12 protein-coding genes are annotated in these 16,352 nt (G+C 62.6%); all 12 read left to right on the top strand.

The window, feature by feature from the left end:
- Positions 1-114: 114 nt before the first annotated feature.
- The 12 genes from tpiA (at position 115) to lpdA (ending at position 16,235) form a co-directional block, all read left to right on the top strand.
- Entirely contained in the window at positions 115-870 is a 756-nt protein-coding gene (gene tpiA, locus N826_RS20950) for a triose-phosphate isomerase (RefSeq protein WP_044432152.1), read from the top strand.
- 120 nt (positions 871-990) lie between these two features.
- Positions 991-1,329, top strand: coding sequence for a preprotein translocase subunit SecG (gene secG, locus N826_RS20955; protein ID WP_044432024.1), 339 nt, complete (start codon positions 991-993; stop codon positions 1,327-1,329).
- A 94-nt stretch (positions 1,330-1,423) separates the two neighbouring features.
- Positions 1,424-3,052 carry a CTP synthase gene (pyrG, locus tag N826_RS20960; RefSeq protein ID WP_044432025.1) on the top strand — a complete coding sequence of 543 codons (1,629 nt, stop codon included), beginning with the start codon at positions 1,424-1,426 and terminating at the stop codon, positions 3,050-3,052.
- A 45-nt stretch (positions 3,053-3,097) separates the two neighbouring features.
- The gene (gene kdsA, locus N826_RS20965; protein ID WP_044432027.1) at positions 3,098-3,949 is read left to right on the top strand and encodes a 3-deoxy-8-phosphooctulonate synthase; all 852 of its coding nucleotides are present in this window, start codon (positions 3,098-3,100) and stop codon (positions 3,947-3,949) included.
- A 118-nt stretch (positions 3,950-4,067) separates the two neighbouring features.
- Positions 4,068-6,122, top strand: a complete 2,055-nt coding sequence (locus N826_RS45755) for a DUF4214 domain-containing protein (RefSeq protein WP_084720969.1) — start codon at positions 4,068-4,070, stop codon at positions 6,120-6,122.
- Between the two features lie 422 nt (positions 6,123-6,544).
- On the top strand, positions 6,545-8,809 hold the full coding sequence (locus tag N826_RS41830) for a DUF4214 domain-containing protein (RefSeq protein ID WP_169789393.1): 2,265 nt from the start codon (positions 6,545-6,547) through the stop codon (positions 8,807-8,809).
- A 102-nt stretch (positions 8,810-8,911) separates the two neighbouring features.
- Entirely contained in the window at positions 8,912-10,189 is a 1,278-nt protein-coding gene (gene eno, locus N826_RS20980; protein ID WP_044432030.1) for a phosphopyruvate hydratase, read from the top strand.
- An 82-nt stretch (positions 10,190-10,271) separates the two neighbouring features.
- The gene (locus tag N826_RS20985; RefSeq protein WP_044432032.1) at positions 10,272-10,637 is read left to right on the top strand and encodes an FtsB family cell division protein; all 366 of its coding nucleotides are present in this window, start codon (positions 10,272-10,274) and stop codon (positions 10,635-10,637) included.
- Positions 10,638-10,826: 189 nt separating this feature from the next.
- On the top strand, positions 10,827-11,834 hold the full coding sequence (pdhA, locus tag N826_RS20990; protein WP_044432034.1) for a pyruvate dehydrogenase (acetyl-transferring) E1 component subunit alpha: 1,008 nt from the start codon (positions 10,827-10,829) through the stop codon (positions 11,832-11,834).
- A 109-nt stretch (positions 11,835-11,943) separates the two neighbouring features.
- Positions 11,944-13,341, top strand: a complete 1,398-nt coding sequence (locus N826_RS20995; RefSeq protein WP_044432036.1) for a pyruvate dehydrogenase complex E1 component subunit beta — start codon at positions 11,944-11,946, stop codon at positions 13,339-13,341.
- Positions 13,342-13,402: 61 nt separating this feature from the next.
- Positions 13,403-14,818, top strand: coding sequence for a pyruvate dehydrogenase complex dihydrolipoamide acetyltransferase (locus tag N826_RS21000; RefSeq protein WP_044432038.1), 1,416 nt, complete (start codon positions 13,403-13,405; stop codon positions 14,816-14,818).
- 13 nt (positions 14,819-14,831) lie between these two features.
- A complete protein-coding gene (gene lpdA, locus N826_RS21005; RefSeq protein WP_044432040.1) occupies positions 14,832-16,235 on the top strand; it encodes a dihydrolipoyl dehydrogenase in 1,404 nt (467 codons plus the stop codon).
- The last annotated feature ends 117 nt before the right edge of the window (positions 16,236-16,352 follow it).

The following is a 16,352-nucleotide window of genomic DNA, read 5'->3' on the forward strand; positions in this document are numbered from 1 at the left end:
CGGCAACAGACGATTTACCACCCGCGCGACGCGCCCATAGTGTGGAAATAACCGCCCGCACTTGCTAAACAGTCCCCATCGCATACACCGCAATTGAAGATCGAGATGGAGCCCATGCCCGAGCGCCGCAAGCTGATAGCCGGAAACTGGAAGATGAACGGCCTCCGCGCCGCCGGGCTGGAACTGGCGAAGGATCTGGCGGGACGGCTCGACGCCGCCGGCTCGGTGAAGTTCGACATGCTCGTCTGCCCGCCGGCGACCCTCGTCCACTCGGTCGCGGAAGCCGTGGCCGGCACCCCCCTGGCGGTCGGCGGCCAGGATTGCCATGTCGCGAAGTCGGGCGCCCATACCGGCGACATCAGCGCCGCGATGCTGGCCGATTCGGGCAGCACCCACGTCATCGTCGGCCATTCCGAGCGCCGCCAGAACCACGGGGAGGACGACGCGCTGGTTTCGGCCAAGGCATCCGCCGCGCATCAGGCCGGTCTGGTGGCGATCGTCTGCGTCGGCGAGACGCTGGAGCAGCGCGAGGCCGGCAAGGCGCTCGACGTGGTCGGGACCCAGGTCGCGGGCTCGATACCGGCCGGCGCCACCGCCGCCAACACCGTGATCGCCTATGAGCCGGTCTGGGCGATCGGGACCGGCAAGACCCCTACGGCTGCCGACGTCGCCGAGGTCCACGCCCATATCCGTAAGGCCATCGACGGCCGGATCGAGAATCCCGGGCAGGCCCGCATCCTCTACGGCGGTTCGGTCAAGCCGTCGAATGCGGCGGAACTGCTGTCGGTGGACAATGTCGACGGCGCCCTGGTCGGCGGCGCCAGCCTTGCCGCCGACGATTTTTGGGGCATCGCGGAAACTTGCCGCTAGCGAAACTCATGACGAGTTAGTAAATATCGGTCGAAGGCGTGCCATGCCCATCCGAAAGGGGCGGCTGGCGCGCCTATCGGTTTTTGAGCATCGGTTTTCAGAAGAGAAGGTTTCCGGACCATGGAAGCAGTGGTTCTGATCGTGCACCTGCTGATCGCAGTTTCGCTGATCGGTGTGGTGCTGGTACAGAAATCAGAAGGCGGCGGCCTTGGCATCGGCAGCAGCGGCGGGGCTGGTGGCGGCATGATGTCGGCGCGCGGCACGGCCAACCTGCTGACCCGGACCACCGCGATCCTGGCGGGGGCCTTCATGCTGACCAGCCTGGTCCTGGCGATCATGGCCGGCGGGCAGAACCGGCCGCGCTCCATCATCGACCAGATGCCGCCCCAGCAGTCGGCGCCGTCCGAAGCGCCGCCGCCCGCGGCTCCGGCGGCTCCGCAGGCTCCGGTATCTCAGTAGCGCTGCGCACAGGATCGGGTAGTCGGGAGGCGGCGGTTCGGCCGCCTCTCTCATTTCAGGCATGATTGATCAAAACTGGGATCGGCAAGACACCATGACTCGGTACATATTCATTACCGGCGGCGTCGTTTCCTCTCTCGGCAAGGGCCTTGCCTCCGCGGCACTGGGCGCATTGCTCCAGGCACGTGGGTTCAAGGTGCGGCTGCGTAAGCTCGACCCTTACCTCAACGTCGATCCGGGCACCATGAGCCCGTATCAGCACGGGGAGGTCTACGTCACCGACGACGGCGCGGAAACCGACCTCGACCTCGGCCATTACGAGCGGTTTACCGGCGTCGCCGCGCGCAAGAGCGACAACGTCACCACCGGGCGCATCTACTCCACCGTGATCCAGCGCGAGCGGCGCGGCGACTATCTGGGCGCCACCGTCCAGGTCATCCCGCACGTCACCGACGCCATCAAGGAGTTCATCCGCGCCGACGTGACGGACGAGGACTTCGTCCTGTGCGAGATCGGCGGCACCGTCGGCGATATCGAGAGCACGCCCTTCCTGGAGGCGATCCGCCAGTTCGGCAACGAGGTCGGGCACGAGAACTCGCTGTTCATCCACCTGACCCTGCTGCCCTACATCCCATCCGCCGGCGAGTTGAAGACCAAGCCGACCCAGCATTCGGTCAAGGAACTGCTCAGCGTCGGCATCCAGCCCTCCATCCTGCTGTGCCGCTCCGACCGCCCGATTCCGGAAGGCGAGCGCCGCAAGATCGGCCTGTTCTGCAATATCCGCCAGGAGCGGGTGATCGCGGCGCTGGACGTCGATACGATCTATCAGGTGCCGGTCAGCTATCACGAGCAGGGTTTCGACGTTCAGGTGCTCAGCTACTTCGGATTGCCTCACGAAGGCGAGCCGGATCTCAGCCGCTGGCGCCGCATCGTCCACACCGTGCGCCAGCCCGAGGGCGAAGTGACCATCGCCGTCGTCGGCAAGTACACCAGCCTGCTCGACAGCTACAAGTCGCTGGCGGAAGCGCTGGTCCACGGCGGCATCGCCAACAATGTCCGGGTCAAGCTGGACTGGATTGACGCCGAGATCTTCGAATCCGACGACGCGGTCCAGCATCTGGAGCATGTCCACGGCATCTTGGTGCCGGGCGGCTTCGGCGAGCGCGGGTCGGAAGGCAAGATCCGGGCGGTTCAGTTCGCGCGCGAGCACAAGGTCCCGTATTTCGGCATCTGCTTCGGCATGCAGATGGCGGTGATCGAGGCGGCGCGGCATCTGGCCGACATTCCCAACGCAGGCTCCACCGAATTCGGCCGCGACGTCGTCCCGGTCGTGGGCCTGATGACGGAATGGGCACGCGGCAACCAGACCGAGATTCGCGGCGCCAACGACGATCTCGGCGGCACGATGCGGCTGGGAGCCTATCCCTGCCGGCTGATCGAAGGCTCCCGGGTCCGAGACATCTACGATTCGGAGCTGATCAGCGAGCGCCACCGGCACCGCTACGAAGTGAACATCAACCTGCGTGGACAGTTGGAGTCTGCGGGGCTTCTGTTCTCCGGCCTGTCGCCGGACGGCGCGCTGCCCGAAATCGTCGAACTGCCGGGCCATCCGTGGTTCGTCGGCGTCCAGTTCCATCCGGAATTGAAGTCGAAGCCGCTGAGCCCGCATCCTCTGTTCATCGATTTCATTCGCGCCGCCATCGAGCAGAGCCGGCTGGTTTAATCCGGCCGGTCCTTCAGGGGCCGGTCTCGCAGGGAGGGTCGACTTATGATAGACGCCACTACGCTGAACCGCACAGTAGAGGTCGGTCCGCTTTCCATCGCCAACGATCGGCCTTTCGTCCTGATTGCCGGCCCCTGTGCCCTGGAGAGCCGGGAGCACGCGCTGGAGACCAGCCACGCGTTGGTCGAGCTGACGCGCAAGCTCGGCATCGGCCTGATCTACAAGTCGTCCTTCGACAAGGCCAACCGCACTTCCCTGGGGAGCAACCGCGGCATCGGACTGGAGACCAGCCTGCCGATCCTGGCGGAAGTCCGCGAGACTTGGGGCTGTCCCGTCCTGACCGATATCCATCTGCCGGAGCAATGCGGTCCTGTCGCGGAAGCGGTCGATGTGCTCCAGATCCCCGCTTTCCTGTCCCGCCAGACCGACCTGTTGCTGGCCGCCGCCGAAACCGGCAAGGCGATCAATGTCAAGAAAGGCCAGTTCCTGGCACCCTGGGACATGAAGAACGTCGCGTCCAAGCTCGCCAGCACCGGTAATCAGAAGATCCTGCTATGCGAGCGCGGCGTCAGTTTCGGCTACAACACCCTCGTTTCGGACATGCGGTCGATCCCGATCATGGCGCGCACAGGGTATCCCGTCGTGTTCGACGCCACGCACTCGGTCCAACAGCCGGGCGGGCAGGGTGAAACGTCGGGTGGCCAGCGGGAATTCGTACCCGTGCTGGCGCGCGCTGCCATCTCGATCGGTGTCGCCGCCGTCTTCATGGAAACGCACCAGGACCCGGACAAGGCGCCGAGCGACGGCCCCAACATGGTCTATCTGAAGAACCTGCCGGGCATCCTCGAGGCCTTGGTTCAGTTCGACCGTCTGGCTAAAGCCAATCCGCTGTTCTGATCGACTTTCGGGACATCGTTCATGTCCCGAATAACCGCTCCGGCAATCAACTTGTCACTGCAATGCCCTGTCTCGACCGGCTAATCAAGGCGATCACCAACAGCGCCGAAGGTGGCCCATGGCTGCACCACAGAAGGACTCGGCAGAGTCCATTGAACACGTGCCGGTGGCAAGTGCCGATGTCAGTGGGGCCGAAGCACTTCCCTACTACATAGCGGCGCTCCTGCCATCGGGAACTCCCCGTTGGAACGATCAGTCCAGTCTCGGCAGCCCGGCTACGGTCACTTACAGTTTCATGACCGCGTCGCCGGACTATGCCTGGTTCGACGATTCGTTCGGCTTCGCTCCGATGTCCGGCGTCCAGCAGGCTGCCGTGCGCGCCGCACTGGCGACATGGGCGGAAGTTGCCAACATCACGTTCAAGGAAGTGCCGGACGCGGGCAATGGCGGAGAGATCAGGTTCGGGACCAACAACCAGAACGGCGCCAGCGGCGGCTACACCTACTTCCCCAATTCCGACCCGGCCGGCGGTGACGTCTACATCGCGAACGACCAGGAATCCAACAAGAACCCGGAGCCCGGCAACTGGGGGTATCATACTCTCGTCCACGAAATCGGCCATGCGATCGGGCTGAAGCATCCAGGCGACTACGATGCCCATGGCGGCGGAGCAGAAGGTCCCTTCCTGCCGACGGCCGAGGACAACCACCAGTTCACGACGATGTCGTATACCACTCAGCCGTGGACCAACTACGGCACCTACGGTGCCGCGCCGGCACTCTATGACGTCGCGGCGATCCAGCATCTCTATGGCGCCAACCTGAAGACTCGGCCGGGCGACGACGTCTACCAGCTATCGAATACGGAAACCGCCTTCACGAAGGTGATCTGGGACGGCGCCGGCTCCGATACGCTGGACGTGGGCGCCCAGACACGCGGCGCAACCATCGACCTGCGGGAAGGGGCGTTCAGTTCGATCGGAACCAATGGTGCCGGTGGCGCCGCCGTGAACAACGTGTCGATCGCCTACGGAGCCAGTATCGGCAACGCCAACGGCGGCAGCGGCGACGATACGATCACCGGCAATGCCCTTGCCAACCGCCTCAACGGCGGGGCCGGCAATGACAAATTGTACGGCCTCACCGGCAAGGACACCTTCGACGGCGGTCCGGGCAGCGACGTCATCGACGGCGGGGAGGGGCCGGATACCGCCCTCTGGTCAAGCCCGCGCAACGCCTATGCCATTTCCCTGAATGCCAATGCCGACGACACCGTTGCGGATTCCTCGGGAACCGACCGGATCGTCGGGAACTCGGTCGAGCATTTCGTCTTCGTGGACGGGGAGTACGTCACCGACACCGCCAGCACCGCGGCGCAAGTCTATCGGCTGTACGGCGCCACCCTCGGGCGGGAACCGGATGCCGGCGGAATGAAGGGGTGGGTCGGCGCCATCGACTCCGGCTCGCTGACGCTCAACCAAACAGTCGCCGGATTCACCGGTTCACCGGAGTTCACCGGCCGCTACGGCAATCCGGAAGACGCGGGCTTCATTACCCTGCTGTACCGGAACGTTCTGGGGCGGGAGCCCGATGCGCCCGGAATGCAGACCTGGACGACCGCGCTTGGCGGTGGCGAGAGCCGGTCCGATGTCGTGCTCGATTTCTCCGAGTCAGCGGAAAACATCAACCGGACGAGCCCGGGCGTCGAACAGGGCTTGTGGCTTCGCGACGATACGGCGGCCCAGGTAGCGCGTCTCTACCATACGACCCTGGATCGGCTGCCGGACGCGGAGGGACTGGTCACCTGGACCAATGCCCTGCGCAACGGCGACACGCTTCTGGGAATTTCGGACGATTTTACCGGCTCTCCGGAGTTCATCGCGCGTTACGGCACGCTGGATAACTCCGGCTTCACGACGCTTCTCTACAACAACGTGCTGGGCCGTCAGCCGGACAGTTCCGGTCTGGCCGCATGGACGGAGTCGATCGATTCCGGAAGGCCACGGGCCGAAGTCGTCATAGGGTTCTCGGAGTCCGCCGAGCATCAGAGCCAGCGCGCGCCCTATATCGACGATGGAATCATGCTTGAAGGCCAAGCCCAGGGCGGGCAGGTGGAAACGGCCGGCGTGGCGCAATCCGCTACTGCGCCAGGCGACTGGCTGTTCGGAGCCTAAGCGTTTCCCCCATCGGCTTACGCGCCGCTCCCGATAAAAGGGGAGCGGCCGCTTGGCGTGTGGCCTGACAACAACTTGTCAGTTTCGATATAGCTTCAGCGACCGGGGCAATCAGGACCAACGTCTGGCCTCTGGTGTATGACGTTAAAAAATTCCCGCATTAAGGGTATGAGCGTCATAGTAGCGCATGTTCTACTTAAAAGCAGCATTCTTCATCGAATATGCTTATAAATCGCTCGAATTATCAGAGAATTAATAGCAAATTCAGTCCATCTTAGGATGCTTCGATGTCGACTTCGGCTTGTAATGCGATTGATGCTATCGAGGCTGTAGATCCTGATCCAGCCCATTTTACGATCGATCCCTCGCTTGGATGTACATGCGGGTCCTGCGACGGGGAACACACGGAGCATGGCGTATACATGCCTCAAGGGCTGGCCAGCTCCGGTGCCGACGGCACGGTGCGCTCCTATGTGTCAGCGCTACTGCCGTCCAGCACTCCTCGCTGGAACGCAGCATCAGCCATCGGAACTGCCGTCAACGTCACCTTCAGCTTCATGACGCAGGCGCCGTACTATGCAAGCTGGAATGACAGTTATGCGTTCGCGCCGCTGTCGGAGGTACAGAAATCTGCGGCACGCGCAGCTTTGGCGACTTGGTCCGATGTAGCCAACATCACATTTACTGAAGTCTCGGATGCTGATGCCGGAGGATCGATCCGCTTTGGTACCAATTATCAGACTAACAGTGCTGCGTATGCTTATTACCCAACTTCTTCCAGTGGCATCGGCGGCGATGTTTTCCTTTCGAGATACTCCGACATTAACTCCTCTCCGTCGCCCGGTGATGCGGGATTCAGTGTTCTGGTGCATGAAATCGGACATGCCATTGGTTTGAAGCATCCTGGGAACTACAATACCGGCGGTGGAGGAACGGAAGGCCCTTACCTATCCTATAATCAAGACAATAAGCGATACACAATCATGTCTTACAATAGGCAGTCGCTATCTGATTATAACGTTTATGGGTCTGCTCCTGCTCTTTACGATGTAGCAGCTGTTCAATATCTGTATGGAGCCAGGACAAGCGTCAGACAGAATGATAATAGATATCTATTCTCTAATATGACGACGCCGTTCACTGAAGTCATATGGGATGGAGGCGGCAATGACACTATCGACGCAACTGCACAAATCCAAAACGTCAAGATTAATTTGAATCAAGGGACATTTAGTTCGATTGGAGTGTATTCGTCGTCCAACGGTTATATTCGTGTTCTAATGTCTCCCGCGACAGACAACGTGTCCATTGCTTACGGTACCGATATCGAGAATGCCGTAGGGGGAAGCGGCTCTGATACCATAACGGGCAACAGTCTCAACAATACTCTGTCGGGCGGATCGGGAGGCGATACCCTGAGCGGGGCAAATGGTGATGACATCGTCAATGGCGATGCTGGAGCCGATCGCCTACATGGCGGACTCGGAAACGATCTTCTATCAGGCGGAGCCGACGCGGATTATCTACACGGGGAAGACGGGAACGATACTCTCGACGGCGGTGCCGGCGGCGATGTTCTGTACGGTGGCGCCGGTATCGACACGGCGGTATGGCACCTTCCACGCACCAGCTACAAAACGATCAGCATAGGGTCCGGCACGAATAACTATGTCTATGATGGTTCTGACTATGATTACTGTTACGATAACTCGATCGAGTACTATAAATTCACCGATGGAACGCTGACGGCAAGCAACACCGGCACGGCAGCACAGGTCTACCGTCTTTATGGGGCCGCATTGGGCCGAACGCCGGACAACAGCGGCTTGAAGAATTGGGTGTCGACCATCGAGGCCGGCGCCATGACGTTGAAGCAGGCCGTCTCGGGGTTCACCAACTCGACCGAGTTCCTCAACCGGTACGGCAGCCCGGATAACACGACATTCGTCACTCTCCTGTACAAGAACGTCCTTGGCCGGACACCCGATGCCGGTGGGCTTACGAACTGGACCAACGCGCTTGCTGCTGGGATGAGCCGTGCCGATGCCGTCCTGGGATTCTCGGAATCGGTCGAGGACATGGAAAAATCCAAGGCCACAGTCGAGAAAGGCTTGTGGCTGAGCGACGATAACGCGGCCAAGGTCGCGCGGCTTTACCATACGACGTTGAACAGACTGCCGGAGGCAGGGGGACTGGAAAACTGGACCGCAGCACTCAGAAGCGGTTCCTCACTGCTTCAGATCACCGACGGCTTTACCGGATCGGCGGAGTTCCAGCAGAAATATGGCAGCCTGAACGATGTGGCCTTCGTAACGCTCCTGTACAACAATGTCCTCGGCAGGGGTCCCGACGGTGCCGGGTTGGCGAACTGGACCGGTGCGCTCCGGGCTGGCAGCACACGCGCCAGTGTAGTCGTAGGTTTCTCGGAGTCCGATGAACACATCACCAAGCGTGCCTCTTACATCGATGACGGTATCAAGCTCTATGGCTCAGGACCGGTCGGCGCGCAGGCGATGTCGGCCGACGACGGCGCCTTCTATGCCGATCCGGCATCGCCGTCATTCAACGATGCGGTCGCCCAACTCGGCCTGTTGACTCAGACCACCTTGTCCGAGCTACCCGCTCTCGCCACCGGTTTTGTCTCGGAACCCGACGTTCAGCCCGGCATCCTCGCGAGTGCGGCGTGATAGTCCCGCCGGGACGTATCCCACGCTGTTTCCTTGATAACCCGGTATTTGGCGCTTATGACTTGCCGGCGATAAAGCCAATAAGCCACCTCGGGGTTTTCCATGTCTGTGATCACTGACATCCACGCGCGCGAAATTCTCGACAGCCGCGGCAATCCGACCGTCGAGGTCGATGTGACCCTCGAATCCGGCGCCTTCGGCCGTGCCGCCGTTCCTTCGGGCGCCTCTACCGGCGCCCACGAAGCGGTCGAGCTTCGCGACGGCGACAAGGGCCGCTACGGCGGCAAGGGCGTGCTCAAGGCGGTCGATGCCGTCAACGGCGAGATCTTCGACGCGCTGTCCGGCAACGAAGCCGCCGAGCAGGAAGGGGTCGACGCGCTGCTGATCGATCTCGACGGAACGCCGAACAAGTCCCGGCTGGGCGCCAACGCCATCCTCGGCGTCAGCCTCGCGGTCGCCAAGGCGGCGGCGCAGGAGGCGGACCTGCCGCTCTACCGCTATGTCGGCGGCGCCTTCGCCAACATGCTGCCGGTCCCGATGATGAACATCATCAACGGCGGCGCCCATGCCGACAACCCGATCGACATCCAGGAATTCATGATCATGCCCGTGTCGGCCGAAAACGTGGCCGAGGCGATCCGCATGGGCTCTGAGGTGTTCCAGTCGCTCAAGAAAAAGCTGAAGGACGCCGGGCACAACACCAATGTCGGCGACGAGGGCGGCTTCGCCCCCAACCTCGCTTCGACCGACGATGCCCTCGGCTTCGTCATGCAGGCGATCGAAGCGGCCGGCTACAAGCCGGGCGAGGACATCCATCTGGCGATCGACGCGGCCTCGACCGAGTTCTTCAAGGACGGCAAATACAACCTCGCCGGCGAAGGCAAGATCCTCGAGCCGGGCGCCATGGTGGACTACTGGTCCGACCTGGTCGCCCGCTACCCGATCATCTCGATCGAGGACGGCATGTCCGAGGACGACTGGGAAGGCTGGGCAGCATTGACCGCCGCCATCGGCAAGAAAGTCCAACTGGTCGGCGACGACCTGTTCGTGACCAACCCGGTCCGCCTGACCGACGGCATCAAGAAGGGCGTCGGCAATTCGATCCTGGTCAAGGTCAACCAGATCGGCAGCCTGTCGGAAACCCTGCATGCGGTCGAGATCGCGCACAAGGCGTCCTACACCGCCGTCATGTCGCACCGCTCGGGGGAGACCGAGGACTCCACGATCGCCGATCTCGCGGTCGCAACCAACTGCGGCCAGATCAAGACAGGATCGCTGTCCCGTTCGGACCGGCTGGCCAAGTACAACCAGCTTATCCGGATTGAGGAGCAGTTGGGCAACGCCGCTCGTTTCGCCGGTAGGAGCGTGATACGCGGGTAATCCTGCAACCTTTTTCGGCCCTCGTTGCCCAATCGATAGTTTTCATTTGACGCGGTGGAATTCTTCGTGATTCCATCGCGTCATGACTGCAATCGACCATGTAAGAGACGCACTCGGCCGTGCCCTGCGTCAGACGATCGGCCCCGCCATCGGCGCCGCGATCGTCGGCTATTTCGCGTATCACGCGATCCAGGGTGATCGTGGCCTGATTGCGCTGTCCCATCTACAGAACGAGATCCAGCAGGCGGAGGCGGTCCTTGCCCAGGTGAGGGGCGAGCGCACCGACCTGGAGCAGCGCGCCTCGCTGTTGAAGCGTGATCATCTCGATCCCGACATGTTGGATGAGCGGGCTCGCGCGGTGCTGAATTACAGCCATCCCGACGACGTCATCATTCTCGTACCGCGTAGCAGCGTTGCGCCGCCGGTCATAGCGGGCCAGCCGAAATAGATAGGGCGGCGAAAACGCAAGTGTTGCCATGCGCTTAACTAAATCCCGGTTAAGACGAAATTCGCTTTAGATAACAAGGAATTGCGAGCATTTATCTTGCGTCGTGCGCTCTACGGCGTTAGTTCTATCCCGAGCAAGAGCCTGGGCGGGACGGCAATGACCGATCCCGCCTAACATCGGGAGGAGCACTTGGCTACGTCCAGACGTCGCAAGCCACAGGCAGACGAAACCCCTCAGTATTCAACCGAACAACTGCTCAAATACTACCGCGAAATGCTGCTGATCCGCCGCTTCGAAGAGAAGGCCGGGCAGATGTACGGCATGGGCCTGATCGGCGGCTTCTGCCACCTGTATATCGGCCAGGAAGCGGTAGTCGTGGGCATGCAGAACGCTCTGATCCCCGGCGACAGCATCATCACCAGCTACCGTGACCACGGCCACATGCTGGCCACCGACATGGACCCCAAGGGCGTCATGGCGGAGCTGACGGGTCGCAGCGGCGGCTATTCCAAGGGCAAGGGCGGCTCGATGCACATGTTCAGCCGCGAGAAGAAGTTCTTCGGCGGCCACGGCATCGTCGCGGCCCAGGTGCCGATCGGCACCGGCCTCGCCTTCGGGCACAAGTACACCCAGGACGGCAACATCAACGTCTGTTATCTCGGCGACGGCGCCATCAACCAGGGGCAGGTCTACGAGAGCTTCAACATGGCGGCTCTCTGGAAGCTCCCGGTCGTCTACGTGATCGAGAACAACAAGTACGCGATGGGCACCTCGCAGCATCGCGCTTCCGCCGGCGAGCTGTGCGAGCGCGGCAGCGCTTATGGCATTCCCGGCCATGTCGTCGACGGCATGAGCGTGCTGGCCGTCAAGGAAGCCTCGGAAAAGGCCGTCGCCCATGCCCGCGAAGGCAGCGGTCCGGTCATCCTCGAGATGAAGACCTATCGCTACCGCGGCCATTCCATGTCCGATCCGGCCAAGTACCGCACCAAGGAAGAAGTCACCAAGATGCGGACGGAAATGGACCCGATCGACAACCTCAAGAAGCTGATCCTGGAAAACGGTTCGGCCGACGAGGATGCGCTGAAGACGATCGACCGGGACATCAAGAACATCGTGGCCGAGGCCGCGGATTTCGCGACGCAGAGCCCGGAGCCCGATCCCGCGGAGCTTTGGACAGACATCCTGATCGAAGCCTAACGCAACATCAGCTTGAGGCCATCGGGCGGCGCGCAATGTTTGGTGCGCCGCCTCTCCCTCTGTGGCCCGCAGAAGGCCGCGACTGGGGATTGGTGCCGGAGGAACTGGAATGCCGATTGAAATTCTGATGCCGGCGCTGTCGCCGACCATGACCGAAGGCAAGCTTGCCAAATGGGTCAAACAGGAAGGCGACGACGTCAAATCTGGCGATATCCTCGCCGAGATCGAGACCGACAAGGCGACCATGGAGGTCGAGGCTGTCGATGAAGGCAAGCTGGGCAAGATCCTGATTGCCGAAGGCACCGAGGGCGTGGCGGTCAATACGCCGATCGCCTTGCTGGTCGGTGAGGACGAAGACGCCGACAAGCTGGAAACGCCCGAAGTCCAGGACAACACGACCCAGAGCGCCGCTCTCCAGAAGGTCAAAGGCGAGGAAGAGACCAAGCCGACCCTGCCGGTCGAGCCGCCGAAAGGCACCAAGGCGGCGCCGCCCGCCAGCGACGAGGACAAGTATTTCGACAAGACCGTCAAGCTGACCGTGCGCGAAGCGCTGCGCGACGCGATGGCGGAAGAGATGCGCCGTGACGACAAGGTCTTCGTCATGGGCGAGGAGGTCGCGGAGTACCAGGGTGCCTACAAGGTGACCCAGGGCCTGCTCCAGGAGTTCGGCGAGCGCCGCGTCATCGACACTCCGATCACCGAGCACGGCTTCGCGGGTCTCGGCGTCGGCGCCGCCTTCCACGGCCTGAAGCCGGTCGTCGAGTTCATGACCTTCAACTTCGCCATGCAGGCGATCGATCACATCATCAACTCCGCCGCCAAGACGCTCTACATGTCCGGCGGCCAGATGGGCTGCCCGATCGTGTTCCGCGGGCCGAACGGCGCCGCCTCGCGCGTCGCCGCCCAGCACTCGCAGGAATATTCCAGCTGGTACGCTCATGTCCCGGGCCTGAAGGTCGTGGCGCCGTATTCCGCGTCCGACGCCAAGGGCCTGCTGAAGTCGGCGATCCGCGATCCCAACCCGGTCGTGTTCCTCGAGCACGAGATCCTCTACGGTCACAGCTTCGACGTGCCGGAAGATCCCGAATTCATCGTTCCGATCGGTCGCGCTAAGATCATGCGCGCCGGCAAGGACGTGACGATCACGGCGTTCTCGTTCATGGTCGGCCAGGCCCTGGCCGCCGCCGAGCGGCTGGCCGAGCAGGGGATCGAGGCCGAGGTCATCAACCTCCGCACCATCCGCCCGCTCGACACCGAGACGATCGTCAACAGCGTCAAGAAGACCAACCGCCTCGTATCGGTCGAGGAAGGCTGGCCCTTCGCCGGCATCGGCGCCGAAATGTCGGCCCTGATGATGGAACAGGCGTTCGATTATCTGGACGCACCGGTCTACCGGGTCCATGGCGCCGACGTGCCGATGCCGTATGCCGCCAACCTGGAAAAGCTCGCTCTACCTCAGCCCGAGGACATCGAGAAGGCCGTCAAGGCCGTGCTTTACCGGAGCTGACGCGACAATCAAGGCGGCGCGCCGCTTATAGTGCCGGCGCGCCATCGGGGGGACACACCAGATGCCGATTGAAATCACTATGCCGGCGCTGTCGCCGACAATGACCGAGGGCAACCTCGCGAAGTGGCTGAAGAAGGAAGGCGACGAGGTCAAGTCCGGCGACGTCATCGCCGAGATCGAGACCGACAAGGCCACCATGGAAGTCGAAGCGGTCGATGAAGGCACGCTCGGCAAGATCATCGTCCAGGAAGGGACCCAGGGCGTCGCCGTCAACCAGGTGATCGCCCTCCTCCTGGAAGAGGGCGAGGATGCCTCCGCGCTGGAAGGCGGCGGTGCTGCGAAGCCCGCTCCCCAGCCGGAAGCCAAGGCCGAAGCCAGCAAGCCCGAAGCAAAGTCGGAGAGCGCCGCCTCGGCTCCCGCTCCCGAAGCGGCTCCGGCTCCCAAGAGCAACGGCGCCCAGGCTCCGGCCCAGTCTCCCGCCCAGTCCGGCGACCGAATCTTCGCGAGCCCGCTCGCCAAGCGGATGGCCGAGCAGTCCGGCCTGGACCTCTCGCAGATCCAGGGCAGCGGCCCCAACGGTCGTATCGTCAAGCACGACGTCGAAACCGCCATCTCCGGCGGTACCGCCAAGAAGGGCGCCAAGCCGGCCGCGGCCGAGGGCGCCAAGACCGAGGCTCCGAAGCCCGCACCCTCGCAGGCGGCCGGACAGGCTGCGGCGCAGTCCCCGGCAGCCGTGCCTTCCGCCCAGAAGCCGGCGGGCGTCGATGCCAAGGATTTCTCGACCAAGCTGGGCATCAAGTTCCGCGAGATCCCGAATTCGGGCATGCGCAAGGTCATCGCGCGCCGCCTGACGGAAGCCAAGCAGACCGTTCCGCACTTCTACCTGACCATCGATCTCCAGATCGACCAGCTCCTGAAGACGCGGGCCGAGCTGAACGGCCGTTCGGACGAGTACAAGCTGTCGGTCAACGACTTCGTGATCCGGGCTACCGCCCTGGCGCTGAAGAAGGTGCCGGCCGCCAACGCCGCCTGGACCGACGACGCGATCCTCCAGTACGAGAACGCCGACATCTCGGTCGCCGTCGCTACCCCGACCGGCCTGATCACACCGATCATCAAGGCGGCGGAGACCAAAGGACTGGTCGAAATTTCCAACGCCATGAAGGATCTGGCCAAGCGCGCCCGCGACGGCAAGCTGAAGCCGGAGGAGTTCCAGGGCGGCACCTTCTCGATCTCCAACCTCGGCATGTTCGGCGTCCGTGATTTCGGCGCCATCATCAACCCGCCGCAGGGCTGCATCCTGGCGGTCGGTGCCGGCGAGCAGCGCCCGATCGTCAAGGACGGCGCCTTGGCCGTCGCCACGGTCATGAGCTGCACGCTGTCGGTCGATCACCGGGTGGTGGACGGCGCGGTCGGCGCCGAATTCCTCGCCGTCTTCAAGAAGCTGATCGAAGATCCGCTGTCGATGCTGCTCTAACGGGAGAAAGCCTGTGGCTGAAACTCAATTCGACATTATCGTCATCGGCGGCGGTCCCGGCGGCTACGTGGCCGCCATCCGGGCCGCACAGCTCGGCATGAAGGCCGCCGTCGTCGAGCGCGAGAACCTGGGCGGCATCTGCCTCAACTGGGGCTGCATCCCGACCAAGGCGCTGCTGCGCTCGGCCGAGGTTTCGCACCTGCTGCACCACCTGGACGACTACGGCTTCTCCGCCAAGGAGGTCAGCTTCGATCTGGCGAAGGTGGTCAAGCGGTCGCGCGGCGTCGCCTCTCAGCTTTCGGGCGGCGTCAAGCACCTGCTGAAGAAGAACAAGGTCACCGTCATCGACGGCCACGCCACCCTGCTCGGCAAGGGCAGGATCAAGGTCGAGAAAGACGGCACGACCACGGTCGGCGAGTTCCAGGCGAAGCACATCATCATCGCGACCGGCGCGCGCGCCCGTGAATTCCCCAACATGAAGGCCGACGGCAAGCTGGTCTGGACCTATCGCCACGCGATGGTCCCGGAGAGCATGCCGAAGTCGATCCTGGTGATCGGATCCGGCGCCATCGGGATCGAGTTCGCCAGCTTCTACCTCAACATGGGCGCCAAGGTCACCGTGGCCGAGATGGTCGACCGCATCCTCCCCGCCGAGGATGAGGAGATCAGCGCCATGGCCCGCAAGTCGTTCGAGAAGCAGGGCATGAAGATCTACACCGGCGCCAAGGTCGGTGAGTTCAAGAAGGGCGCCAACGACGTCACGACGACGATCGAGGCCAACGGCAAGAGCGAGACGATCACGGTCGATCGCGTCATCCTGGCCGTCGGCATCGTCGGCAACGTCGAGCATATCGGCCTCGAGAACACCAAGGTGAAGACCGAGAAGTCCCACATCCTGGTCAACGAGTGGCTGGAGACCGACGAGCCCGGCGTCTACGCGATCGGCGACGTGGTCGGCGCTCCCTGGCTGGCCCACAAGGCGAGCCACGAAGGCGTCATCTGCGTCGAGCACATTGCCGGCATCAAGGAAGCCCACCCGATCAACGTCAACAACATTCCGGGTTGCACCTACTCGCACCCGCAGGTTGCCAGCGTCGGTCTGAGCGAGGCTAAGGCGAAGGCCGCCGGCTACGAGGTAAAGGTCGGCCGCTTCCCCTTCATCGGGAACGGCAAGGCCATAGCACTCGGCGAGCCGGAAGGCATGGTCAAGACGGTGTTCGACGCCAAGACCGGCGAGTTGCTCGGTGCCCACATGATCGGGGCCGAAGTGACGGAGCTGATCCAGGGTTACGGCATCGCCAAGACCATGGAGACGACGGAAGCGGAACTGATGCACACCATCTTCCCGCACCCGACCTTGTCCGAAATGATGCATGAGTCGGTGCTGGCCGCCTATGGCCGGGCTATCCATTACTGATAGCCGCTTCCGACTACCGTATCGATGGGATGGGTGCCGCCCGCAAAGGCGGCACCCGCTTCAAATTGCACCTTGATGTCCTCGCCGAAGCGGTACACTTCTGGCACAGGCATATGG

The organism is Skermanella aerolata KACC 11604, assembly GCF_000936425.1.
GTDB classification, from domain to species: domain Bacteria; phylum Pseudomonadota; class Alphaproteobacteria; order Azospirillales; family Azospirillaceae; genus Skermanella; species Skermanella aerolata.